We start from the raw sequence: 21876 nt of genomic DNA on the forward strand, positions 1-21876 counted from the left end.
CGCCGGGCATGGCCCGGCGCTACCGTAACGCCGCGGGCGTTACTCGAACGAGCCGACCGAATCGTGCGACAGGTTGTCAAAGCGGGTGTATTCGCCGAAGAACTTCAGCTTGCACGAACCGGTGGGGCCACCACGGTGCTTGCCGATGATGATCTCGGCCAGGCCCTTGTCCGGCGAATTTTCCTTGTTGTAGTAATCGTCGCGGTAGATGAAGACGATCATGTCCGCGTCCTGCTCGATTGCGCCCGATTCGCGAAGGTCGGCCATCACCGGGCGCTTGTCGGTACGCGTTTCCAGCGATCGGTTGAGCTGCGAAAGCGCGATCACCGGCACGTTCAGTTCCTTGGCCAGACCCTTCAGCGATCGCGAGATCTCCGAGATTTCGGTCGCGCGGTTTTCGCTGTTGCCCGGCACGCTCATCAGCTGCAGGTAGTCGATCACGATCAGGCCCAGGTCGTGCTCGCGCTTCAGGCGGCGGCACTTGGAACGCAGGATCTCCGGCGACACGCCCGGCGTATCGTCGATGAAGATCTTGGTTTCCTTCAGCATCTTGATCGCGCTGGTGACGCGGCTCCAGTCCTCGTCTTCCAGCTGGCCGGTACGCAGGCGCGACGCGTTGATGCGGCCGTTGGAGGAAATCAAGCGCATCGCCAGCTGCGATGCGGACATTTCCATCGAGAACACGGCCACGCCCTTCTTCGACTTGATCGCCGCGTACTCGGCGATGTTCAGCGCGAAGGTGGTCTTGCCCATTGCCGGACGCGCGGCAAGGATGATCAGGTCGGTCGGCTGCAGGCCGGCGGTCATCGCATCGAAGTCGGTGTAACCGGTCGGCAGGCCGGTGATGTTGCCGCCGTTCTCGAAGCGGTTGCGCAGTTCCTCGAACGCATCCTTCAGCGCGCCGGGCATGGCCACGAAGTCGGTGCGGCCGCGCGCGCCCTGCTCGGCGATGGCGAACACGCTCTTTTCAGCCGAGGCCAGCAGCTCGCTGCTGTCGCGCCCTTCGGGCTGGAAGCCGTCGTTGACGATGTCGGTGCCGACCTGGATCAGCTGCCGCAGCACCGCCTTGTCACGCACGATCTCGGCGTAGGCGACGATGTTGGCCGCCGACGGCGTGGTGCTGGCCAGCTCGATCAGGTAGGCGCCATCGCCGACCAGCTCCATCTTGCCCTGCGATTCGAACCACTCGCCCAGGGTCACCGCATCGAACGGACGCTCGCGCTCGGACAACTCGCGGATCGCCCGGTAGATCATCTGGTGGTCGCGGCGATAGAAATCGGTCTCGGTCAGCTGGTCGTTGACCCGGTCGTAGGCTTCCGGGGCCAGCATCAGGCCACCCAGCACCGCCTGTTCGGCTTCCACCGAGTGCGGCGGCACGCGCAGCTGGTCGATGCGCGATTCGTCGCGATCGCGGTCGAAGCCATCGCCGCGCTCTTTGCGGTTGGAACGGAAGCCGGAACGGGCGGACATGCTGCGGTGTTTCCTGCGAAAGTGGGCCAGGCGAGTGTAGGCATGCGCCGACCCCGGCGGCCATGGACAAGCCTGTGGATAAGCCGTGGACGAACGGGGGATATCCGCCGCTGTGCGACGTGCCTGCCCGGCCTATGGAGACCCATTATCGCATGGGGTCAGAGCCCGCCGCTGCGCGACGGGATCCGACCCCGGCAGAGAGGGGTCGGATCCCTCTGCGCAGCAGAGGGCTCTGACCCCGAATGCAGCGTCAGTCCCCTTTGGCGTGCACCGCGATCAGCTTCAGGAAGCGATCCACATAGCCCTGCAGGAACTTGTGCGTGCCCTCGTTGTGGATCGTGCCGTCGGCGCCGATCAGCTCATCCTTGAAGTGGATGAACGCCTCCGGCTGGCCGAGCACGTGCATGTCCAGGAAGGCCAGGCTGTTGCGCAGGTGCTGCTGGGCCACGGCCGTGCCGATCTGGCCGATGGAGGCACCGATCACCGCCGCCGGCTTGCCGCCGAAGGCGCTGTCGCCATAGGGCCGCGAGCCGATGTCGATGGCGTTCTTCAGCACGCCGGGCACCGAGCGGTTGTATTCCGGGGTGACGAACAGCACCGCGTCGGCACCGCGTACCTCGTCCTTCAGGCGGGTGCCCTGGGCCGGGTAGCTGCCGTCGAAATCCTGGTTGTACAGCGGCAGATCGTCGATGCGCACGTACGTGAAACGCGCACGATCGCCGGCCAGCTTTTCCAGGGCCAGCGCGAGCCTGCGGTTGCAGGATTCCTTGCGCAGGCTGCCAACGAAGACCGCGATGGTGGGAACAGGCATGGCGACACACTCCTGACGGGGGAAAGCGCCAGCCTAGCGGCCGGCCCGATGCGCCCCGGTGAAGATCAGCCGCGTGCCACGCCCGCCCGCACCTGCCGCCAGTGGTCCTGCCAGGCCTGGAACATCAGCACGTTCCACAGGTGGGTATGCCACTTGCGCTGGCCGCCCAGGAACTGCTGCCACAGCGGCTGCACGGCGGCCGCCGACAGCACGCCTTCGCGTTCCAGCCGCGCCGGCTGCAGCAGGTCATCGGCCCACGGCCGCAGGTCGCCCTTCAGCCATTCACTCACCGGCGCGCCGAAACCGCGCTTGGGCCGGTGCACCATCGACTGCGGCACATAGCGGCCGAGCACGCGCTTGAGCAGCACCTTGCTGGTGTCCTCGCTGCGCTTGAAGTCCAGCGGCAGCGACCAGGCAAATTCAGCCACGCGCCAGTCCAGCAGCGGCGCCCGTGCCTCCAGGCTGACCGCCATCGAGGTGCGGTCGACCTTGCACAGCAGGTCGTCCGGCAGGTAGCTGACGAAGTCGGCCAGCATCATCGCGTCGGCCGGGGTGCCGGCACCGTGCAGCGGGTCGGCCATGTCGTAGAAGCTGCCGGCCTCGCGCGCACCGATCACCGCCGCCGCCGGGTCGCGCCAGCGCGAGATGCGGTTGCGGTAGACATCACCGATGCCGCGCGCACCGGTCTCGGCCAGCAGTGCGGCCAGGCCGCCGGTGCGCGACGCCTCGCCCTGCTGGTGCGCACGCGCGCCCATCCAGCGCCGCAGCGGCGCCGGCACGCGGCCCAGCATCTGCCAGTTGCGCAGCGCGCGCACATAGCGGGTGTAGCCGAAGAACAGTTCGTCGCCACCATCACCGGACAGGGCCACGGTCACGCCCTGCCGCGCCAGCCGCGCGACCAGGGCGGTCGGCACCTGCGAGGCATCGGCGAAGGGCTCATCGAACATCGCCGGCAGCTGCGGCACCACCGCCAGTGCATCGGCGCCACTCACGTACAGCTCGGTGTGGTCACAACCCAGGTGGCCGGCCAGCTCTTTCGCCAGCGGCGCCTCGTCATGGTGCGAGCCGCTGAAGCCGATGCTGAAACTGTGCACCGGCTGCGTGCTCTGCGCCTGCATCAGCGCGGCCACCAGCGACGAATCGGTGCCACCGGACAGGAACACGCCCACCGGCACGTCGGCCACCATGCGCAGCGCCACGGCATCGCGCAGCAGGTCGTCCAGCTGTTCCTCGGCCTCCTCGATGCGGCCCTGGAACGGTGCGGCCAGCGCCGCCTGCATGCGCGCACGCGCATCCCAGTACGGGCGCTGTGCCTGCTCGGGGCGGTGCGCGGCGGCACCGGCGGCCACCGTTGCCGCATCCAGGCGCAGCACGCGGCCCGGCATCAGCTTGTAGCAGCGCTGGTGGATGCTGTGCGGGGCCGGGATGTAATCCAGGCGCAGCAGCAGGGTCAGCGCATCGCGGTCGATGTCGTTGTCGAAGTCCGGGTGCTGCCACAGCGCCTTCAGCTCCGAACCGAACACCAGGGTGTCGCCGGCCCAGCCGTAGTACAGCGGCTTCTTGCCCACCCGGTCGCGGGCCAGGTACAGGCACTGCTCGTGGCGGTCCCAGAGGGCGATGGCGAACATGCCGTTGGCGCGCTGCAGGGTGTCCTCGACGCCCCACTGCAGGATCGCGGCCAGCAGCACCTCGGTATCCGAATGGCCGCGGAAGGCATGGCCCAGCGGCTCCAGCTCGGCGCGCAGCGCGGCGAAGTTGTAGACCTCGCCGTTGTAGGCCATCACGTAACGGCCGTCGGCCGAGGCCATCGGCTGGTGGCCCAGCGGTGACAGGTCGAGAATGCTCAGGCGGCGGTGCGCCAGGGCGATGCCGGCGCTGGCGTCGACCCAGGTGCCGCCGTCATCCGGCCCGCGGTGGTGCAGCGCCTGCCCCATGGCCAGCGCCTGCGCCTGCAGCACCTCGTTCGGCGACTGCGGCGCCGGCAACAACATTCCCGCCAATCCACACATGCATCAGGGTTCCTGCGCCAGGTCGAGGGCGGCGCCAATCACCGCATTGTCGCTTGGAAGCCCGAACATTGCTGCCCCCGCCAGCGGCGTGTAGGTATCGGCGCCGCAGACCCGCCGCAGCGGCAAGTGGCCATGGCCGGCCTCGACCAGGGCGGTGACCACGCCCTCGCCCACCCCGCCGCTGTGACGGCCCTCGTCCAGCACCAGCACCCGCCGCGCCGTGGCGGCCTGGGCGGCGATGAAACCGGCATCCAGCGGCACCAGCCAGCGCAGGTCCACCACCCGCACCTGCCAGCCGGTCTGCGCCTGGATGGCCGGCACCGCGCGCAGCGCCATCGGCACGCCGTTGCCGTAGGTGAACACCACCAGATCATCGGCGTCGGGCGCATAGACCCGGCCCTCGCCCAGCACCAGCGCCTGCCCCGCCGCCGGGTAGTCGAACAGCCACTGTCCATCGCCGGGCGCGTGCAGGTCCTTGCTCATGTACAGCGCGATCGGTTCCAGGAACACCGCCACCCGGCCGTCCACCCGGGCCAGCGCCGCCAGCGTGCGCAGCATCATCACCGCATCGTCGCCGCGCGACGGGCAGCCCACCACCAGTCCGGGAATGTCGCGCAGCGCGGTGATCGAGTTGTCGTTGTGGAAGTGGCCGCCGAAGCCCTTCTGGTAACCCAGGCCGGCCACCCGCACCAGCATCGGGTTGCGGAACTGGTCGTTGGAGAAGAACTGCAGCGAACAGGCCTCGCCACGCAGCTGGTCGATCGCGTTGTGCAGGTAAGCCAGGTACTGGATCTCCGGGATCGGCAGCAGGCCCATGTTGGCCAGGCCCTGGGCCATGCCGAGGATCATCGTCTCGTCCAGCAGGGTGTTGAACACCCGGCGCGGCCCGAAGCGGCGCAGCAGGTCCTTGGTGACGGTGTAGACGCCGCCCTTCTGCGCCACGTCCTCGCCGAACAGCAGCGCCTGCGGATACTTGCACAGCAGTTCCTGCAGGCCGTGGTTGATCTGCACGGCCAGGTGCCGCGGCGGCTGCCGCTCGGGCAGCGCGTCGGCACCGCCGTACAGGGCCTCGCGTGCTTCGGCCGGTACCGGGCGCTGCGCTTCGGCCATCACCGCCGCCGGCGTGTACGGCGCCAGCGGCGCGACCACTTCATCCAGCGACTGCAGCTTGGGCCGCGCTTCGGCGTCGGCCGCCGCCGACAGGCAGCGCACGCGCAGGGTCTCGTACGCAGCCTCGATGCCGGCAGCATCCATCCAGCCCGATTCCAGCGCGATCTGCGCCGACCGCAGCAAGGGATCCTGGGCTTCGGCCGCGCACAGGTCGGCCAGCGCGCGCCATTCCACTTCGAAATCGGTGCCGGCGTGGCCCATCAGCCGCGTGGTACGCAGGTGCAGGAAGGTCGGCCGACGGGTGCGCCGGCAATGCTCCACCGCGGCCTGCACCTGCGCATGCCCCGCCGCCAGGTCCAGGCCATCGGCGTAGTAGTAGTCCAGCCCCGGCTGGCGGCTGAAGCGCTCGGCGATCCAGCCTTCCGGCGTCTTCACCGAAATACCCAGGCCGTTGTCCTCGCAGACGAACAGGATCGGCGCGGGCAGCTTCTGGTAGGCCGACCACATCGCGGTATTGAAGGCGGTCTGCGCGGTAGCGTGGTTGGCCGAGGCATCGCCGAAGGAGCACAGCACGATGCTGTCGGCAGGGATCGGCAGCGGCTGGCCCAGGCGCTTGCCGCTTTCGATGGCCAGCGCGGTACCCAGCGCCTTGGGCAGGTGCGAGGCGATGGTCGAGGTCTGCGGCAGCACCCACAGCGGGCGGCTGCCCCACACCTTGTGGCGGCCACCGCTGGCCGGGTCGTCGGCGCTGGCGGCGAAGGACAGTGCCGCGTCACGCAACGGATCCAGGCCCGGCACCTGCCGCGCGCGCTCGGCCATGAAGGCGCCGGAGCGGTAATGCAGGAACGCCGGATCGGTATGCCGGCAGGCCCGTGCCAGCAGCGCGTTGCCTTCGTGGCCGGACGACCCGATGGTGTAGAAGACCTTGTTCTGTACGCGCAGCACGCGCGCCATCAGGTCCAGCTGGCGGCTGGCCAGCTGCGAATCGAACAGCTCGGCGAATGCCGCTGCGGTCAGCGTGCTGCCCGGCAGGATCGGCGCATCCGGCGCCGGCTTCGGGCGCGGCAGCCCACGCCAGCCGCGCACCGCCTCGAGGAAATTGACGTCGCACACTTCGGCGCGGTTGAGCACGCGCATGCGTGCGGGGATCGGATCGGGAACCACAGCAAACATCGAACACCCTCCGTGTCGTTGTTGCATTCCGCCGGGCGTCGCGGCCCTGCTTTCGTAGAGTCGAGCTTGCTCGACTGCCCTGGAAGCCAGTCGAGCAAGCTCGACTCTACCCGCGCGAATCCAACCGTGCGCGGACCTCGGGCGTAACCGCCGGCATCGCCACGAACCGTGGCTGCTCGCGCACCCGCTGCAGCCACGCACGCACTTCCACGAACGGCTGCAGGTCGATGCCACCATCGGCGGCAACATCGGTGTAGGCAAACAGCGCGATGTCGGCGATGCCGTACCCGCTGCCGGTGAACCACTGCGCCTGCCGCAGGTGCTGCTCCATCACCGCCAGCGCGGTCGCGGCGCGCTCATGCAGGCGCGGCAGCTCGGCCCGGCGCGGCGAATCGGCATCGGTCCAGCCACGGATGAAGCGCGCCACGGCCACGCAGGGTTCGTGGCTGTACTGCTCGAAGAACATCCAGCTCAGTGCCTGCGCGCGTTCCCAGCCATCGGTGGGCAGGTACGGCGTGCCTTCGGCCAGCCAGAACAGGATCGCGTTGGATTCGGTCAGCACGCGGCCATCGTCGCGCACGATCAGCGGCACTTTCGCATTCGGGTTGAGGGCCAGGAACTCAGGCGAATGAGTCTGCCCATGCGCACTGTCCACTTCCACCCAGCGGTAGCGGCTGCCGAGCTGTTCCAGCAGCATCCGCACCTTGTGGCAGTTGCCCGACACCGACATGCCATGCACCGTCAACGGAACGCGCTCTTCCACCATTGCCTGCTCCAGGACATCCCGGCCGACGGCCGGCTGCACGCAGTCTGGCAAGCACATCGGCCGATGCCAAGCGCGGGTGCAGCATCACCGCCGGCGTTGCTGCCATTGCGCGCGCGACTGCCCCCAGATCTGCAGCGGCGGCCCCTCGTAGGGGGGCGGCAACTGGCCCATGCGCAGCAGGCTGCTGCCCAGCTTGCGCGCCACCGCCCTGGACTTCTCGTTGTCATCGGCAATGGTGTGGATCACCTCGTCCCAGCCCAGCGTGTCGAACGCCCAGTCGATGGCGGCCACCGCCGCTTCGGGGGCGTAGCCACGGCCCCAGCGCGCGCGGCAGATGCTCCAGCCGACCTCGGGGCCGGGCCAGCCGAGCGGCTGCCACGGGCCCATGCGGCCGACCCATTCGCCGGTGGCTTTCTCGATGACGCTGAACATCGAATAGCCGAACAGCTGCCAGCCTCCGGCCAGGCTGCAGAAGCTGCGCCAGGCCACCGAAGGCAGCTGCACGCCGCCCAGGCTGCGCATCACTTCTTCATCGGCGCAGAACGCCAGGTAGGGCTCCAGGTCCTGCGCCTGCGGTGGGCGCAGGATCAGGCGCTCGGTTTCGATGCGCAGGTCGAAGATGCTCATGCAGGCTCCCGCCGGGTACCGTGGCCGCTCATCATCGCCGATCCCGCCATCGGATCCAGCACGCAAACGAAACGGGCCGGCAAAGGCCGGCCCGTCCGATACAGCATTCCGTTGCCGCGTTACTGGCGGTTGGCCGCTGCGTCGCCGGCCGCGGCGGTCTGGGTCACCAGCTGGCCATCCACCACCGGCAGGCGGTCGCTGGCCGGCTTGTTGTCCATGCGCACGGTCTTCTCGGCGCCGTCATAGCGGTAGGTCACGTTGTAGCCCTTGACCACATCGTTGGTGCCCATGGCGATGCGCGTGCCCGGCTTGCTGGCCATGCGCATGGTGCCGGTGGTGCCGTCCTCGTTGCGGTAGGTCACGTTGTAACCGGTCACGCGGCTCGACTCGGAGGTCGCCGTTTCAGTGTGGCACTGGCGCTCGGTGCGGTTGACCACGCGGCCACCCACGTGGCGCTTGTCCACCTGGTTGCCGATGAAGCCACCGGCGACGGCGCCGGCTGCGGTGGCAGCCTTCTTGCCGTTGCCGCCGCCCACCTGGTTGCCGAGCAGGCCACCGACCACGGCGCCGACCACGGTACCGCCGACGTTGCCATCACGCTCGGGCAGGCGCTCCTGCACCACGACGTCCTCGCAGACTTCATGCGGGGTCTGGGTGGTGGAGGTCTCGCGCACCGGCTCGGTGCCGATGACGGTCGCATAGGCCTTCTGCTTCTCGGTCAGCGGGTCGACCTTCAGCACGTCAGCGTATTCCAGGCCGCGCGGTGCCGAGGCATCGACCGCGTCGCCGCGCGCGCCGTCATCGGCAGCGCTGCCATCGACCAGGCGCGACTCGGAAGGATTCGCGGCGCCCAGTGCATCCGGGGCCTTGTCACCACTCTTCATGAAGGCGGCGGTTGCGATGCCACCCACCAGCAGCGCGCCTGCTGCGACCAGGACAGTTGTAGTTGTGCTTTTCATGACCTGCTCCCTGCGGACCGTCCGCAACGTTCTCGATGCAGATTGCAGCATGCGCTGCCTGAACGGAATCTCCACATTTCGTACTCATGGCCGTAACCCATTCAGCATCGGGAAATGCAGGGCCCGTGGTAGCGTTTGCAGCACGCCCACGAGGAGCCCCGCCATGGCCAACCCGATGCTGCTGCCGGTCCTGCAATGGGCACGCCGGCTGCGCTACCCCACCCTGTTCAAGCTGACCGCCGGCCTGTTCGCGCTGACGCTGTTCATCCCCGACCCGATCCCGTTCGTGGACGAACTGATGCTGGGCCTGGGCACCCTGCTGCTGGCCAACTGGAAGAACCGCAGCGCGGCGACGCCCCCCCCCCTGGAGCAGCGCTGAACATGCTGATCGACAGCCATTGCCACCTGGATGCCAGCGAGTTCGACCCCGACCGCACGGCGGTGATCGAGCGCGCCCGTGCGGCCGGCGTGCAGGCCCAGGTGGTACCGGCGGTGACCGCCGCCAGCTGGCCGAAGCTGCGCGAGGTCTGCCAGCAGGCACCGGGGCTGTACCCGGCCTATGGCCTGCACCCGATGTTCCTGGCCGACCATCGTCCCGAACACTTGGGCCAGCTGCGCGAGTGGGTCGAGCGCGAGCGTCCCTGCGCGATCGGCGAGTGCGGCCTGGATTTCTTCGTCGAAGGACTGGATGCCGAGGCGCAGCAGGACTATTTCATTGGCCAGCTGAAGCTGGCACGCGACTTCGACCTGCCGGTGATCGTGCATGCGCGCCGCGCGGTGGACGCGGTGATCGCCGCGATCCGCCGCATCGGCGGCCTGCGCGGCGTGGTCCACAGCTTTCCCGGCAGCCCGGAACAGGCCGCGCAGCTGCACAAGCTGGGCTTCCTGCTCGGCCTGGGTGGACCGCTGACCTACCAACGAGCGCAGCGCCTGCAGCGCCTGGTGCGCGAGATGCCGCTGGAGCAGCTGCTGCTGGAAACCGACGCGCCGGACCAGCCCGACGCGGGCATCCGCGGCCAGCGCAATGAACCGGCGCGGCTGTCGGTGATCGCCCGCCACGTGGCCGCGCTGCGCGGTACCGACGTGGAGACCGTGGCACGGGTGACAAGCGAGAACGCCCGGCGGCTGTTCGCGCTGCCGGCCGCCTGATCGCCGTTTCGCCGGGCATGGCCCGGCGCTACCGGTCAAACCTCGGCGGCTTCGGCCTTGACCTTCTTCGGCTCCAGCAGCATTTCCAGCGCCTTGCCGACCGCAGCGAACGCGAACGCGCCGGTGATGTGCGTGGCCGCGCCCAGCCCGGCGCCGCAATCCAGCTTCAACGCGGCATCGGCGCCCAGGTTCGGGCGCAGGCCGCAGACGCTGCCATCGGCCTGCGGGTACTTCACGTTTTCCAGCGAATACACCGCCGGTACGCCGAAATAGCGCTTGGCGTTCTTCGGGAAGTTGAACTCGCTGCGCAGCTTCTTGCGGATCAGCGCCAGCATCGCGTCGTGCTCGGTACGCGAGACGTCGCGGATGCGCACCAGGGTCGGGTCGGTACGGCCGCCGGCAGCGCCCACGGTCAGCAGCGGCAGCTTGCGGCGGCGGCACCAGGCGATGGTCTCCACCTTCACCCGGAAGCTGTCGCAGGCATCGATGACCAGGTCGAAGCCACGGTCCAGCAGTTCGGCCATGTTGGCGGTGGTCAGGAACGCCTGCACGGCATCGACGTCGATCTGCGGGTTGATCGCGCGGCAGCGCTCGGCCATCGCCTCGGACTTGTTGCGGCCGTAGTTGCCCTCCATCGCCGGCAGCTGCCGGTTGGTGTTGGACACGCAGATGTCATCGGCGTCGATCAGGGTCAGGTGGCCGACCGCCGAACGGGCCAGCGCCTCCACCACCCACGAGCCGACGCCGCCCATGCCCACCACCGCCACGCGGCTGCCCTGCAGGCGCTCGAGCGCACCTACGCCATACAGCCGTTCGATGCCGGCGAAGCGTTGTTTGACCTGTTCGTTCATGCGGCTATTTTAACGTGCAGGCAGCGGCGGCCATAGCGGGCCGCCATCGAACCCACCGTTGCACGCTCGCGCATCACCCATGGAGGAGCCCGCATGAACGCCAGCCCGTCCCGTCGTCCTTCCAGCGCCCAGCGCTATCTGTTCGTGCTCGTGCTCGGCCTGCTGATCGGTCTGGTCGCCACGGTCATGGTCGGCCGCGCCCTGCAGGCCGGTCGCGACCCCTTCCCGCACAGCCTGATGCACGTGATGCAGCGGCAGGCGGAGCTGCTGCAGCAGGCCCAGCAGCAGAACCGCTGCAGCCTGGCCGACAGCCAGCCGCGCCTGCAGTCACTGCGGCTGCTTTCCAACGACCTGGACCTGGCGTTTCCCAAGCTGAAGGACGACGCGCGCTTCCAGCAGCATGCCAGCCAGTACCGGGCGGACCTCAATGCGGCACTGGCCGCCCCGCCCAGTGACTGTGCCGCGCTGGCCAAGGTGGTGCAGACCGTGCAGGACGACTGCCGGGCCTGCCACCAGGACTTCCGCTGATTCATCTTCCAGCCGGGGAAGGCTGGCGTGATTGGCACCTTGTTCACGTTGGAAAGTGGACGATTCGATCACCCTGCTGCATGACGCAGTACCACCCTTCCACCCGCCTTCACGGCCAGGAGACGCCCCATGAAGATCCAGCTCATCGCCGCCAGTGTCATTGCTACGCTCGCCCTGGCCGGCTGCGCCACCTCGCCCGGTTACGGCGGCGGTGGTTACAACAACGGTGGCTACAACAATGGTGGCTACGGCAACAACAACGGCTACAACCAGAACCGTTGCGCCGACTGCGGCATCGTGACCCGCATCAACACCGTGGCCTCGGGCCGTACCGCGCCCAGCGCGACCGGCGCCATCCTCGGCGGCATCGTCGGCGCCGTGGCCGGCCATGAGATCTCCGACCACACCGGCGGCAGCCGCGGCAACAAGAACGTCGCCGCCGCTGCAGGCGCGGTCGGTGGTGCCCTCGCCGGCAACCAGATCCAGAAGAACGTGACCAGCGATACCTACGACATCACCGTGCGCATGGACGATGGCCGCACCATCGTGGTCAACCAGCGCGATCTGGCCGGTATCCGCGAAAACACCTACGTCCGCGTCGTCAACGGCCGCGTCGTCCTGCGCTGATCCAGCAGGCGACGGTGGCAACGAAAAAGGCCCGCTTGCGCGGGCCTTTTTCGTGCGATGCATTGCAGGCGGGTCGTCAGACCGGCTCTACGGCATCAGCCTGCAGGCCCTTCTGGCCCTGCACCACGGTGAAGGTGACCTTCTGGCCTTCCTTCAGGCTCTTGAAGCCCTGGGTCTGGATGGCACGGAAATGCACGAACACGTCTTCGCCGTTTTCACGGCTGATGAAGCCGAAGCCCTTTGCATCGTTGAACCACTTTACGGTACCGGTCTCGCGATCAGCCATCTCACTCACTCCCTGGTGACTCTCTTGTTGTTGGAAACGCCTGTTGGGCGGCTGACAAGCAAGGGGGAAGCGAGGTGCAACGATGCAGCGGATCGGTTAGATCTTGCTTCATCAGGCCACGATCCACGGTGACCTTGCCAAGCTCAGCGACTGCAACTTAACCCGAGCAAAACGAAAAAGCAACTGCCAAAATCTCAAAGTGTCAACCCCAAAAAGACAACCATACGGGACAGCATGGACCTCTCATTCATCTTGTATCTGCTAGCGGTCATTCTCGTCCTGGTCGGCATCGCCGGGGTGATCCTGCCGGCCCTGCCTGGGGTGCCGCTGGTCTTCGTCGGCCTGCTGCTCGCGGCATGGGCTGACGGCTTTGCCCATGTCGGCTGGCCCACGCTGGTGGCTCTCGGGGTCCTCACCGCGCTGTCCCTGGTGGCCGACGTGCTGTCCACGGTGGTAGGCGCGCAGCGGGTCGGGGCCAGTCGCAAGGCCCTCTGGGGCACCTTCATCGGCAGCATCGTCGGCCTGTTCTTCATGCCCATCGGGCTGTTCGCCGGCCCACTGCTGGGTGCGTTGCTGGGCGAGTACTGGCATACCCGCGAGCTGGGGCGCTCGACCAAGGTCGGCCTGGCCACGTGGCTGGGCATCCTGCTCGGCCTTGCCCTGAAGCTGGCCGTAGTGATCGCCATGCTGGGCCTGTTCGCCTTCGCCTGGTTCCTGTGAGGCCGCCGCCTTCACGCCATGCGCACGCCCGCGCCGGGCATAAACCAAGGGGCTGGCCGTTGCTGCGGGCAGCCGCCACACTGTGCGTCTTCCCGTATTCATCCTCTGAAGGGCCTGCTGCAATGACCCTCCCCACGCTGCTCCCCCGCTTCGCGCCGCTGGCGCTGGCCCTGGCCCTGGCCCTGGCCAGTGCGCCGCTGGCCGCGCAGGAAATCGCGCCCACTCCCACCGCTACGCCGGCTGGCTGCGCCGCCGTCGACAGTGACGCCGCTCGCCTGGCCTGCTATGACCGCCTGTTCGGCCGCAACGCCCCGGCCACCGCCGAGGCCGACGCCGCCGCCCAGCAGGCCGCGCAGAGCCTGCGCGACCAGCGTCGCGCCACTCGCCTCAGCCAGGGCGAAGAGAACCTGCGCGCACGCGTAGGCGACATCTTCCGCCCGGCACCGGACGACAGCGCCCTGGCCAATGCCGGCCGCGGCTCGCTGCTGGACAGTCGCTGGGAGCTGGCAGAGGACTCCAAGCTGGGCCCGTTCCAGCTTCGCGCCTACAAGCCGGTCTACCTGCTGCCGGCGTTCTGGACCAGCGACAAGAACCAGATGCCGCAGTCGCCGAACCCGGCCAACAGCGTGACCACGCCGCAGGTGCTGGACAGCACCGAGCTGAAGTTCCAGATCAGCTTCAAGACCAAGATCGCCGAGAACCTGTTCGGCGACAACGGTGACATCTGGGCCGGCTACACCCAGAGCTCGCGCTGGCAGGCCTACAACGCCGAGAACTCGCGTCCGTTCCGCGAAACCAATTACGAGCCGGAAGTGATGATGGTGTTCCGCAACGGCTACTCGATCGGTGGCTGGCGTGGGCGCATGACCGGGATCAGCCTCAACCACCAGTCCAACGGCCGCCCTGACCCGCTGTCGCGCAGCTGGAACCGGGTGATGCTCAACATCGGCCTGGACCGCGAGAACTGGGCGCTGGTGCTGCGCCCCTGGTACCGCATCCCGGAGACCCGCAGCGATGACAACAATCCGGACATCGAGGACTACATGGGCCGCGGCGACGCGACCCTGATCTGGAACCGCAACGGCCATGAGATCGCGCTGATGGCGCGCCATTCGCTGCGCACCGGCGACCGCTCGCACGGCGCGCTGCAGCTCGATTACGGCTTCCCGATCAGCAACCTGCTGCGCGGCCACATCCAGGTGTTCGACGGCTACGGCGAGAGCATGATCGACTACAACCACAAGGCCACCTACGTGGGCGTGGGCGTATCGCTGCTGGAGTGGTTCTGATGACGGTGACGATCTGGCACAACCCGGCCTGCAGCAATTCGCGCGGCGCGCTGGCGCTGATCCGCGAAGCCGGAATCGAGCCGGTGGTGGTCGACTACCTTGGCACCCCGCCTGACGTGGCCACGCTGCGCCAGGTGCTGGCCGAATCCAGCCTTGCCGCCACCGACCTGGTGCGCAGCAAGGAGCCGCAGTTCGCCGAACTGGGCCTGGCCGGTGCCGATGAAGCCACCCTGCTGGCTGCGATGGCCGAGCACCCGCGCCTGATCAACCGCCCGATCGTGCGCACCCCCAAGGGCACGCGCCTGTGCCGCCCGCCGGAGCAGGTCCTCGACCTGCTGTAGGTAGAGTCGACCGTTGGTCGACTGTCGCACGCAGGGCGGAGTCGACCAACGGTCGACTCTACCCCGCCATGACGCGGGCAATCACAGCCAGTCGGTGATGCCTTCGCGGCGGTAGGTCTCTGCGAACGATGGGCGTGCCTTCATCCGCTGCGCGTAGATCTTCAGCACCGGCAGGCTGTCGGTGGGCGTGGGCATGTTGCGCGACCACCGCATCAGCATCACCAGCATGAAATCGACCACGCTGGGCGCCTCGCCCAGCACATACGGTCCCTGCGTCTGCAGGTGTGCGGCCATCTGCTGCCAGGCGGCCTCCAGGCGTTGCCGGGCCATCGCCTGGGTAGCGGCGACGTTCGCTTCGCCGGCCGCTTCATGCGGGTAGAACCACGCGCGGTAGGCGGGCTGCAGGGTGTTGGCACACCAGAACATCCAGCGATACGCCTCGCCGCGTGCTGGCGTACCCGGTGCCGGCAGCAGGCCTGCTTCAGGATGGCGGTCGGCCAGGTACAGGGCGATGGCGGCCGCTTCGGTCAGCGCCTGGCCATCGATCATCAGCGTCGGCACCACGCCAGCCGGGTTCAGCGCCAGGTACGGCGCGGCCTTGTGCTCGCGCTTGTCGAAATCAAGCAGCACCAACTCATGCTCGATGCCCAGCTCGATCAGCAGCCAGTGCACCACCAGCGAGGCGGTGCTGACAGACCCATACAGCGTAGTGCGCATGCGACGACTCCGGTTGCGGGAAGCGCCGATTATGCGCCCAACGGCTCAGCCACCGCCGCAGGAGGCCATGCAGCTGTCGGCGTCCTGGCTGCAGCTGATCAACGGCGACTGGTCCATGCAGGCCTGCGCCTGCGACATGCAGGAGCGGCGCATCTCGTCATCCTTGATCCGGTCGCACTTGCTCGCCGCCTGCGCATCGCAGGTCGAACGACGGTCCGAATCCGAGCGGGCCAGGCAGGCATTGCGGTACTGCTGGCATGCCATCACGCACTGCGCGCTGGCGTTGTTGCCGGGTGCGCCGTCGTACAGATCGCCGCTGCTGCTGCAGGCGGCGAGGGAAACAACACACAACAGCGCAAGGCATCGAAACAATGACATTGGACACTCCCTGTTCAATACATCGGAAAACCCAGCGAAGCCTAGCAGTGCCGACCTTCGTGCGGCGTCAAACGAAAAACGGCGCCCTGCGGCGCCGTTTTCCTGCAACCGGTGGGGCTTACTCCACCACCACCGGAATCTTGCCGATGCGGGCCTGCCATTCGCGCGGACCGGTCTTGTGCACCGATTCGCCGGTGGAATCGACCGCCACGGTCACCGGCATGTCCTGCACGGTGAACTCGTAGATCGCTTCCATGCCCAGGTCGGCGAAGCCGACCACCTTGGCCGCCTTGATCGCCTTGGACACCAGGTAGGCCGAACCACCGACAGCCATCAGGTAGGCCGACTTGTGCTTCTTGATCGCCTCGATGGCGGCCGGGCCACGCTCGGCCTTGCCGACCATGCCCAGCAGGCCGGTCTGAGCCAGCACCTGCTCGGTGAACTTGTCCATGCGGGTGGCGGTGGTCGGACCGGCCGGGCCCACCACTTCGTCGCGCACCGGATCGACCGGGCCGACGTAGTAGATGAAGCGACCCTTCAGGTCGACGGGCAGTTCCTCGCCCCTGTTGAGCATGTCGACCATGCGCTTGTGCCCGGCGTCGCGGCCGGTCAGCAGCTTGCCGTTGAGCAGCAGGGTCTGGCCCGGCTTCCAGTTGGCCACGTCTTCCGGCGTGATCGTGTCCAGGTCCACGCGGGTGCCCTTGGACGAGTCGTAGGTCAGCTTCGGCCAGTCTTCCAGCGACGGCGGGTCCAGCATCACCGGGCCGCTGCCATCCAGGGTGAAGTGCGCATGGCGGGTCGCCGCGCAGTTCGGGATCATCGCCACCGGCAGGTTGGCCGCGTGGGTCGGGTAATCGTTGATCTTGATGTCGAGCACGGTGGTCAGGCCACCCAGGCCCTGCGCGCCGATGCCCAGCGCGTTGACCTTCTCGTACAGCTCCAGGCGCAGCTCTTCGATGCGGTTGGATGCACCACGGGCCTGCAGATCGGTGATGTCGATCGGCTCCATCAGCGCTTCCTTGGCCAGCAGCATCGCCTTTTCAGCGGTACCGCCGATGCCGATGCCGAGCATGCCCGGCGGGCACCAGCCGGCGCCCATGGTCGGCACGGTCTTCAGCACCCAGTCGACGATCGAGTCGGACGGGTTGAGCATGGCGAACTTGGTCTTGGCTTCCGAACCACCGCCCTTGGCGGCGACGATGACGTCGACGGTGTTGCCCGGCACCACCTTGACGTTGACCACGCCCGGGGTGTTGTCCTTGGTGTTGACGCGCTTGCCGGCCGGATCGGCCAGCACCGAGGCGCGCAGCTTGTTGTCCGGGTGCAGGTAGGCGCGGCGCACGCCTTCGTTGGCCATGTCTTCCACGCCCATGGTCGCGTCGTCCCAGCGCACGTCCATGCCGATTTCCAGGAACACGGTGACGATGCCGGTGTCCTGGCAGATCGGACGGTGGCCTTCGGCGCACATCCGCGAATTGATCAGGATCTGGGCCATCGCTTCCTTCGCGGCCGGCGACTCCTCGCGCTCGTAGGCGGCGGCGAGGTTCTTGATGTAGTCGACCGGGTGGTAGTACGAGATGTACTGCAGCGCGTCGGCGATGGACTGGATGAGGTCTTCCTGCTTGATCGATGTCACGGCTTGCTCGCTTGCTCGAGGCTGGCGGGGGGTAATCCCCCATTTTACCCCCTCCCCCGCCCGCAGGATCACAATCATGGGGTCGGATCCCCTGCAGGGGGCTCTGACCCCACCCACCTGTCACGCTTGCCCCCTCCCCGGCGTCCTGGTCGACATGAACACTGAATCCGCCTTCCAGACCCACCGCCCGCGCCTGATGGCGCTGGCCTACCGCCTGCTGGGCAGCCGCAGCGATGCCGAGGACGTGGTCCAGGATGCCTGGCTGCGCTGGTCCGGCGCCGATCCGGCCGCCGTGCGCGACCCCGAGGCCTGGCTGGTCACCACCACCACCCGGCTGGGGCTGGACCGGCTGCGCGCGGCCCGGCGCGAGCGGGTCCACTACGTCGGCCCGTGGCTGGCTGAACCGCTGGAGATCAGCCTGGCGGCAGAACCGGCCAGCGACCCGGCCGTGGCCCATGCCCGCGCCGACGAGGTATCGGTGGCCTTCCTGACCCTGCTGGAGCAGCTGGGCCCTGAGGAGCGCGCCGCCTTCCTGCTGAAGGAGGCCTTCGACCACGACTACCGGCAGATCGCCGCGCTGCTCGGCCTGACCGAAGCCAACTGCCGCCAGCTGGTGCACCGGGCGAAACAGCGCCTGCAGGCCGGCCGGCCGCGCTTCAACGCCGATACCGGCCAGCACCGGCAGCTGCTGGCGCGCTTCATGGACGCCACCCAGCGTGGCGACAGCGAGGCCATCCAGGCGCTGCTGCATGCCAACGCACGGCTGGTGTCCGATGGCGGCGGCGTGGTCACCGCGGCGGTGCGCCCGCTGCTGGGCGCCGAACGCATCGGCCGCCTGTTCTGGGCCATCGCGCGCCGTGGCCTGGGCCACACCGCGCAGCTGGGCTGGGTCAATGGCGAACCGGCCATCCTGCGCTTCCACGGCGACCAGCTGCACTCGGTGACCACCATCGAAGTGGCCGAGGGCCGCATCGCCAACGTGTACAGCGTGCTCAATCCGGAAAAACTGCGCGGCCGTGTCACGAACGCGGACGGCCCGGCGTCCTTGTAGTGAAAGACGGCCACCGTGGCCGTCATGGAGCTGAAAATGTCCGACCATGCCTCTCCCCGCGTTCCCTACACCCGCCTGGCCGCCGATGCGTTCAAGGGCCTGCTGGCCACCAGCAAGGCAGTGCATGACAGTTCGATCGACCCGACGCTGATGGAACTGCTGTTCCTGCGCGTGTCCCAGCTCAACGGCTGCGGCTACTGCATGGACATGCACGGCACCGCGCTGCGCAAGGGCGGCATCGAGCCGCGCAAGCTGGACACGCTGCCGGCGTGGCACGAAAGCCGTTTCTTCGATGCACGCGAACGTGCCGCGCTGGGCTGGGCCGAGGCCCTGACCCGGCTGACCGAGGGCGCGCCGTCGCAGGCGGCATTCGATGCACTGGCGCCGCACTTCGATGACAAGGGCATCAGTGACCTGAGCATGGGCGTCGCGGTGATCAATGCCTGGAACCGGCTGGGTGCAGGGCTGTTGCCGCCACTGCCGTGATCCGCTGACACGCGAATTGACAACATCACAGGGGGCCGGCACCTTTGCTGGCCGCCCGCGGATGGAAACCGCCGATGCAGCCTGGAACCGATGCCCCGATCAGCAAAGCGGCCCTGAGGGCCCTGCAGCAGTATTCAGATCGGGACGACGCGACCCCCGACCTGCTGGCCACGCTGGAGGAGCTGGGACTGTTGTGGCCGGTGGAGACGCCCGATCACGCTACGCTGCAGGCGCGCATGTTCAACGCTTACGCACAGGCCAGCCAGTCGCACGTGGTGGACAACTTCATCCTGGGCGTGGAGGAGAATCGTCCCGAGTTGCGCGCTGGCTTGTCCGCATATTCGTTCATGCAGCACTTCCCGCGCCACGAAGAAGCGCCGCATCCCTCGCATGCGTGCCGGGTGTGCGGGCGCCAGAGCAATGACACCTTCGACCCCACCTGGCTGAGCGCGGTGACATACACAGCCGGGGCGGTGATCGGTGGCGGCATGGATCTCATCACCTTCGTGCTGGAGCACCAGAACCGCACCGCGCACCGGCGTCCCGCCTCCACCAGCACGCTGGTCGCGCTGCTGCGGCTGCTGCATCACGACGCGGCACCGGGCGACACCCCCGCGCGCGTGCTGAAGCGGGTGCGCAGCGTTCCAGGTTTGAAGGTGACGGTGGAGCAGGCCGGCCACCTCCTCGAGGTGCTGGGCCATGCCGGCCTGCTGCGGACGCCCGAGCATCCAGGTTTGGCACAATGCTTTGTCAACGTGGGGCTGGTGCCATCCAGATCGCATTCCTCCGACTGGAGCTACCCGGTGGATTTCTGGACCGGCAGGCACGGGGTCGATGCGGCAGCCCTGAAACAGTGGTTCGGTGACTACCCCGAGGTCATGGGGGTGCTGGAGCCTTGACCCCACCGTTCATCGCTCCGCCACGTCGCAGCTGCGCACAATAACGGGTATGCCCGCTCCCTCCACCGTCGGCACTGTCACTGCCACCAAACCCAGCCTGCGCCAGCGCTTCAAGGCGATGCGCAACCTGCCGCCGTTCCTGCGCCAGGTGTGGCAGACCAGCCCTGCGCTGACCCTCACCAGCCTCGGCCTGCGCCTGATCCGCGCGCTGCTGCCGGTGGCGATGCTGTACGTGGGCAAGCTCATCATCGATACCGCGCTGCACCTGAGCCAGCACGGGGCAGGCTTCCCACCGCTGGGCGAGGCGCTTTCCAGTGGCCTGTTGAATCCGCTGCTGGGCCTGCTGGCGCTGGAATTCGGCCTGGCCATCGCCTCGGACCTGCTCGGCCGGCTGGTCAGCTATGCCGATGCGCTGCTGTCGGAACTGTTCGCCAATGCCACCAGCGTGCGCCTGATGGAACACGCCGCCACGCTGGACCTGGAGGACTTCGAAGACCCCGACCTGCAGGACAAGCTGGACCGCGCGCGCCGCCAGACCATGGGCCGGATGAACCTGATGAGCCAGCTGTTCGGCCAGGTGCAGGATGCGATCACGGTGGCCAGCCTGGCGGTCGGCCTGCTGGTCTATGCGCCGTGGCTGATCCTGCTGCTGGCGCTGGCGCTGGTGCCGGCCTTCATCGGCGAATCGCATTTCAACGCTGCAGGCTACAGCCTCAACTTCCTGTGGACGCCCGAGCGGCGCCAGCTGGACTACCTGCGCCAGCTCGGCGCCAGCGTGGAAACGGCCAAGGAAGTGAAGATCTTCAACCTGCACCGCTTCCTGGTGGAGCGCTACCGGCGGCTGTCGGCGGCACTGTTCCTGGCCAACCGTGCGCTGGCGCGGCGGCGCGCGTTCTGGGGCACGGTGCTGGCCGCTCTGGGCACGCTCGGTTACTACACCGCCTATGCCTATATCGCCTGGCGCACGGTGCGCGGCGATTTCTCGATCGGTGACCTGACCTTCCTCGCCGGCAGTTTCCTGCGCCTGCGCCAGCTGCTGGAAGGCCTGCTGATCGGCTTCTCGCAGGTGGCCAGCCAGGCGCTGTACCTGGACGACCTGTATTCGTTCTTCCAGATCGAACCGGAAATTCTTTCGCGCGAGGGCGCGGTGGCCGTGCCGCGGCCGATCCAGCAGGGCTTTGTGTTCGAGAACGTCGGCTTCCGCTACCCCGATGCCGAGCAGTGGGCGGTGCGCCACCTCGATTTCCAGCTGCAGGCCGGTGAGGTGCTGGCGCTGGTGGGTGAGAACGGTGCCGGCAAGACCACCCTGGTGAAGCTGCTGGCGCGCCTGTACGAACCGGACGAAGGCCGCATCCTGCTCGATGGCCGCGACCTGCGCGACTACGATCTGGACGACCTGCGCGCCAACCTGGGCGTGATCTTCCAGGACTTCGTGCGCTACAACCTCACCGCCGGCGAGAACATCGGCGTCGGCCAGGTGGAGGCGATGGCCGACCAGGCGCGTATCGCCGATGCCGCGCGCCGGGGCATGGCCGAAGAGGTGATCGATGCCCTGCCCGGCGGCTACGAGCAGCTGATCGGCCGCCGCTTCAAGCAGGGCGTGGACCTGTCCGGCGGGCAGTGGCAGAAGATCGCCATCGCCCGCGCGTGGATGCGCGATGCGCAGGTGATGATCCTCGACGAGCCGACCGCCGCGCTCGATGCGCGTGCCGAATTCGAGGTGTTCCAGCGCTTCCGCGAACTGGCCGACCAGCGCACCGCCGTGCTGATCTCGCACCGGTTTTCCTCGGTGCGAATGGCCGACCGCATCCTGGTGCTGGCCGAGGGCCGGCTGGAGGCCAGCGGCACCCACGAGGAGCTGATGGCCCAGGGCGGGCGCTACGCCGAGCTGTTCGAACTGCAGGCCGCCGGGTATCGCTGAGGGCCCTGAGAACGCCTCTCGTTCCGGATAATGAGAACCCCTCTCATTTGAGGTAGAATGGCGGGGACGAAT

General features: G+C 67.9%; 23 protein-coding genes. 11 read left to right on the forward strand and 12 right to left on the reverse strand.

Annotated elements, in window-relative coordinates:
- Positions 1 to 39 precede the first annotated feature (39 nt).
- The 7 genes from IAE56_RS07180 to IAE56_RS07210 form a co-directional block, all read right to left on the reverse strand.
- Entirely contained in the window at positions 40 to 1470 is a 1431-nt protein-coding gene (locus IAE56_RS07180; RefSeq protein WP_108758252.1) for a replicative DNA helicase, read from the reverse strand.
- 250 nt (positions 1471 to 1720) lie between these two features.
- The gene (locus tag IAE56_RS07185; protein WP_200752031.1) at positions 1721 to 2281 is read right to left on the reverse strand and encodes an NADPH-dependent FMN reductase; all 561 of its coding nucleotides are present in this window, start codon (positions 2279 to 2281) and stop codon (positions 1721 to 1723) included.
- 65 nt (positions 2282 to 2346) lie between these two features.
- The gene (gene asnB, locus IAE56_RS07190; protein WP_200752032.1) at positions 2347 to 4290 is read right to left on the reverse strand and encodes an asparagine synthase (glutamine-hydrolyzing); all 1944 of its coding nucleotides are present in this window, start codon (positions 4288 to 4290) and stop codon (positions 2347 to 2349) included.
- 3 nt (positions 4291 to 4293) lie between these two features.
- Entirely contained in the window at positions 4294 to 6573 is a 2280-nt protein-coding gene (locus IAE56_RS07195; RefSeq protein ID WP_200752033.1) for a transketolase C-terminal domain-containing protein, read from the reverse strand.
- 106 nt (positions 6574 to 6679) lie between these two features.
- Positions 6680 to 7339 carry a glutathione S-transferase family protein gene (locus IAE56_RS07200; RefSeq protein ID WP_200752034.1) on the reverse strand — a complete coding sequence of 220 codons (660 nt, stop codon included), beginning with the start codon at positions 7337 to 7339 and terminating at the stop codon, positions 6680 to 6682.
- A gap of 84 nt (positions 7340 to 7423) precedes the next feature.
- Positions 7424 to 7966: a GNAT family N-acetyltransferase gene (locus IAE56_RS07205; protein WP_200752035.1), complete on the reverse strand. Its 543-nt coding sequence runs from the start codon at positions 7964 to 7966 to the stop codon at positions 7424 to 7426.
- Between the two features lie 119 nt (positions 7967 to 8085).
- On the reverse strand, positions 8086 to 8925 hold the full coding sequence (locus tag IAE56_RS07210) for a glycine zipper 2TM domain-containing protein (protein WP_108769310.1): 840 nt from the start codon (positions 8923 to 8925) through the stop codon (positions 8086 to 8088).
- A gap of 163 nt (positions 8926 to 9088) precedes the next feature.
- Here IAE56_RS07210 and IAE56_RS07215 point away from each other — a divergent pair, with 163 nt between their 5' ends.
- Together IAE56_RS07215 and IAE56_RS07220 are read left to right on the forward strand one after the other, a co-directional pair.
- A complete protein-coding gene (locus IAE56_RS07215; RefSeq protein WP_108770711.1) occupies positions 9089 to 9304 on the forward strand; it encodes a DUF6116 family protein in 216 nt (71 codons plus the stop codon).
- The gene (locus IAE56_RS07220) at positions 9301 to 10074 is read left to right on the forward strand and encodes a TatD family hydrolase (protein WP_200752050.1); all 774 of its coding nucleotides are present in this window, start codon (positions 9301 to 9303) and stop codon (positions 10072 to 10074) included. Before IAE56_RS07215 ends, IAE56_RS07220 begins: the two co-directional genes overlap by 4 nt.
- A 35-nt stretch (positions 10075 to 10109) precedes the next feature.
- On the opposite strand, the gene IAE56_RS07225 is transcribed toward IAE56_RS07220, so the two are convergent.
- Positions 10110 to 10925 (reverse strand): tRNA threonylcarbamoyladenosine dehydratase, encoded by an 816-nt coding sequence (locus IAE56_RS07225; protein ID WP_108769311.1) that lies wholly within the window; start codon positions 10923 to 10925, stop codon positions 10110 to 10112.
- Between the two features lie 93 nt (positions 10926 to 11018).
- Between IAE56_RS07225 and IAE56_RS07230 the strand changes: the two genes are divergently transcribed.
- Positions 11019 to 11453 carry a cytochrome c gene (locus tag IAE56_RS07230; RefSeq protein WP_164073957.1) on the forward strand — a complete coding sequence of 145 codons (435 nt, stop codon included), beginning with the start codon at positions 11019 to 11021 and terminating at the stop codon, positions 11451 to 11453.
- Between the two features lie 129 nt (positions 11454 to 11582).
- Complete coding sequence (locus IAE56_RS07235) at positions 11583 to 12080, forward strand: glycine zipper 2TM domain-containing protein (RefSeq protein WP_116864069.1); 498 nt, start codon at positions 11583 to 11585, stop codon at positions 12078 to 12080.
- A 76-nt stretch (positions 12081 to 12156) separates the two neighbouring features.
- On the opposite strand, the gene IAE56_RS07240 is transcribed toward IAE56_RS07235, so the two are convergent.
- Positions 12157 to 12366: a cold-shock protein gene (locus tag IAE56_RS07240; protein WP_108769314.1), complete on the reverse strand. Its 210-nt coding sequence runs from the start codon at positions 12364 to 12366 to the stop codon at positions 12157 to 12159.
- Between the two features lie 234 nt (positions 12367 to 12600).
- Here IAE56_RS07240 and IAE56_RS07245 point away from each other — a divergent pair, with 234 nt between their 5' ends.
- From IAE56_RS07245 to arsC, 3 genes are all read left to right on the forward strand, one after another.
- Positions 12601 to 13086, forward strand: a complete 486-nt coding sequence (locus IAE56_RS07245) for a DUF456 domain-containing protein (RefSeq protein WP_200752036.1) — start codon at positions 12601 to 12603, stop codon at positions 13084 to 13086.
- 122 nt (positions 13087 to 13208) lie between these two features.
- Complete coding sequence (locus IAE56_RS07250; protein WP_200752037.1) at positions 13209 to 14375, forward strand: phospholipase A; 1167 nt, start codon at positions 13209 to 13211, stop codon at positions 14373 to 14375.
- On the forward strand, positions 14375 to 14716 hold the full coding sequence (gene arsC / locus IAE56_RS07255; RefSeq protein ID WP_200752038.1) for an arsenate reductase (glutaredoxin): 342 nt from the start codon (positions 14375 to 14377) through the stop codon (positions 14714 to 14716). The genes IAE56_RS07250 and arsC overlap by 1 nt, the downstream gene beginning before the upstream one ends.
- Before the next feature lie 81 nt (positions 14717 to 14797).
- On the opposite strand, the gene IAE56_RS07260 is transcribed toward arsC, so the two are convergent.
- The 3 genes from IAE56_RS07260 to IAE56_RS07270 all read right to left on the reverse strand — a co-directional run bounded on the left by IAE56_RS07260 (position 14798) and on the right by IAE56_RS07270 (position 17447).
- Positions 14798 to 15433: a glutathione S-transferase family protein gene (locus tag IAE56_RS07260; RefSeq protein WP_200752039.1), complete on the reverse strand. Its 636-nt coding sequence runs from the start codon at positions 15431 to 15433 to the stop codon at positions 14798 to 14800.
- Between the two features lie 45 nt (positions 15434 to 15478).
- The gene (locus tag IAE56_RS07265) at positions 15479 to 15811 is read right to left on the reverse strand and encodes a hypothetical protein (RefSeq protein ID WP_133249421.1); all 333 of its coding nucleotides are present in this window, start codon (positions 15809 to 15811) and stop codon (positions 15479 to 15481) included.
- A 118-nt stretch (positions 15812 to 15929) separates the two neighbouring features.
- On the reverse strand, positions 15930 to 17447 hold the full coding sequence (locus tag IAE56_RS07270; RefSeq protein WP_200752040.1) for a fumarate hydratase: 1518 nt from the start codon (positions 17445 to 17447) through the stop codon (positions 15930 to 15932).
- A 154-nt stretch (positions 17448 to 17601) separates the two neighbouring features.
- On the opposite strand from IAE56_RS07270, the gene IAE56_RS07275 reads away from it, so the two are divergent.
- From IAE56_RS07275 to IAE56_RS07290, 4 genes are all read left to right on the forward strand, one after another.
- The gene (locus IAE56_RS07275; RefSeq protein WP_200752041.1) at positions 17602 to 18498 is read left to right on the forward strand and encodes an RNA polymerase sigma-70 factor; all 897 of its coding nucleotides are present in this window, start codon (positions 17602 to 17604) and stop codon (positions 18496 to 18498) included.
- Positions 18499 to 18534: 36 nt separating this feature from the next.
- Positions 18535 to 18984, forward strand: coding sequence for a carboxymuconolactone decarboxylase family protein (locus IAE56_RS07280; protein WP_200752042.1), 450 nt, complete (start codon positions 18535 to 18537; stop codon positions 18982 to 18984).
- Between the two features lie 74 nt (positions 18985 to 19058).
- The gene (locus tag IAE56_RS07285) at positions 19059 to 19883 is read left to right on the forward strand and encodes a hypothetical protein (RefSeq protein ID WP_200752043.1); all 825 of its coding nucleotides are present in this window, start codon (positions 19059 to 19061) and stop codon (positions 19881 to 19883) included.
- A 49-nt stretch (positions 19884 to 19932) separates the two neighbouring features.
- A complete protein-coding gene (locus tag IAE56_RS07290; RefSeq protein WP_200752044.1) occupies positions 19933 to 21804 on the forward strand; it encodes an ABC transporter ATP-binding protein in 1872 nt (623 codons plus the stop codon).
- Positions 21805 to 21876: the final 72 nt, after the last annotated feature.

Origin of the sequence: Stenotrophomonas sp. S41 (assembly GCF_016624625.1) — a bacterium.
GTDB lineage: Bacteria > Pseudomonadota > Gammaproteobacteria > Xanthomonadales > Xanthomonadaceae > Stenotrophomonas.

Coding starts and splice junctions, on each gene's coding strand:
- IAE56_RS07180 (WP_108758252.1), bottom strand. CDS start 1,470: ATGTCCGCCCGTTCCGGCTTCCGTTCCAACCGCAAAGAGCGCGGCGAT.
- IAE56_RS07185 (WP_200752031.1), bottom strand. CDS start 2,281: ATGCCTGTTCCCACCATCGCGGTCTTCGTTGGCAGCCTGCGCAAGGAA.
- asnB (WP_200752032.1), bottom strand. CDS start 4,290: ATGTGTGGATTGGCGGGAATGTTGTTGCCGGCGCCGCAGTCGCCGAAC.
- IAE56_RS07195 (WP_200752033.1), bottom strand. CDS start 6,573: ATGTTTGCTGTGGTTCCCGATCCGATCCCCGCACGCATGCGCGTGCTC.
- IAE56_RS07200 (WP_200752034.1), bottom strand. CDS start 7,339: ATGGTGGAAGAGCGCGTTCCGTTGACGGTGCATGGCATGTCGGTGTCG.
- IAE56_RS07205 (WP_200752035.1), bottom strand. CDS start 7,966: ATGAGCATCTTCGACCTGCGCATCGAAACCGAGCGCCTGATCCTGCGC.
- IAE56_RS07210 (WP_108769310.1), bottom strand. CDS start 8,925: ATGAAAAGCACAACTACAACTGTCCTGGTCGCAGCAGGCGCGCTGCTG.
- IAE56_RS07215 (WP_108770711.1), top strand. CDS start 9,089: ATGGCCAACCCGATGCTGCTGCCGGTCCTGCAATGGGCACGCCGGCTG.
- IAE56_RS07225 (WP_108769311.1), bottom strand. CDS start 10,925: ATGAACGAACAGGTCAAACAACGCTTCGCCGGCATCGAACGGCTGTAT.
- IAE56_RS07230 (WP_164073957.1), top strand. CDS start 11,019: ATGAACGCCAGCCCGTCCCGTCGTCCTTCCAGCGCCCAGCGCTATCTG.
- IAE56_RS07235 (WP_116864069.1), top strand. CDS start 11,583: ATGAAGATCCAGCTCATCGCCGCCAGTGTCATTGCTACGCTCGCCCTG.
- IAE56_RS07240 (WP_108769314.1), bottom strand. CDS start 12,366: ATGGCTGATCGCGAGACCGGTACCGTAAAGTGGTTCAACGATGCAAAG.
- IAE56_RS07245 (WP_200752036.1), top strand. CDS start 12,601: ATGGACCTCTCATTCATCTTGTATCTGCTAGCGGTCATTCTCGTCCTG.
- IAE56_RS07250 (WP_200752037.1), top strand. CDS start 13,209: ATGACCCTCCCCACGCTGCTCCCCCGCTTCGCGCCGCTGGCGCTGGCC.
- arsC (WP_200752038.1), top strand. CDS start 14,375: ATGACGGTGACGATCTGGCACAACCCGGCCTGCAGCAATTCGCGCGGC.
- IAE56_RS07260 (WP_200752039.1), bottom strand. CDS start 15,433: ATGCGCACTACGCTGTATGGGTCTGTCAGCACCGCCTCGCTGGTGGTG.
- IAE56_RS07265 (WP_133249421.1), bottom strand. CDS start 15,811: ATGTCATTGTTTCGATGCCTTGCGCTGTTGTGTGTTGTTTCCCTCGCC.
- IAE56_RS07275 (WP_200752041.1), top strand. CDS start 17,602: ATGAACACTGAATCCGCCTTCCAGACCCACCGCCCGCGCCTGATGGCG.
- IAE56_RS07280 (WP_200752042.1), top strand. CDS start 18,535: ATGTCCGACCATGCCTCTCCCCGCGTTCCCTACACCCGCCTGGCCGCC.
- IAE56_RS07285 (WP_200752043.1), top strand. CDS start 19,059: ATGCAGCCTGGAACCGATGCCCCGATCAGCAAAGCGGCCCTGAGGGCC.
- IAE56_RS07290 (WP_200752044.1), top strand. CDS start 19,933: ATGCCCGCTCCCTCCACCGTCGGCACTGTCACTGCCACCAAACCCAGC.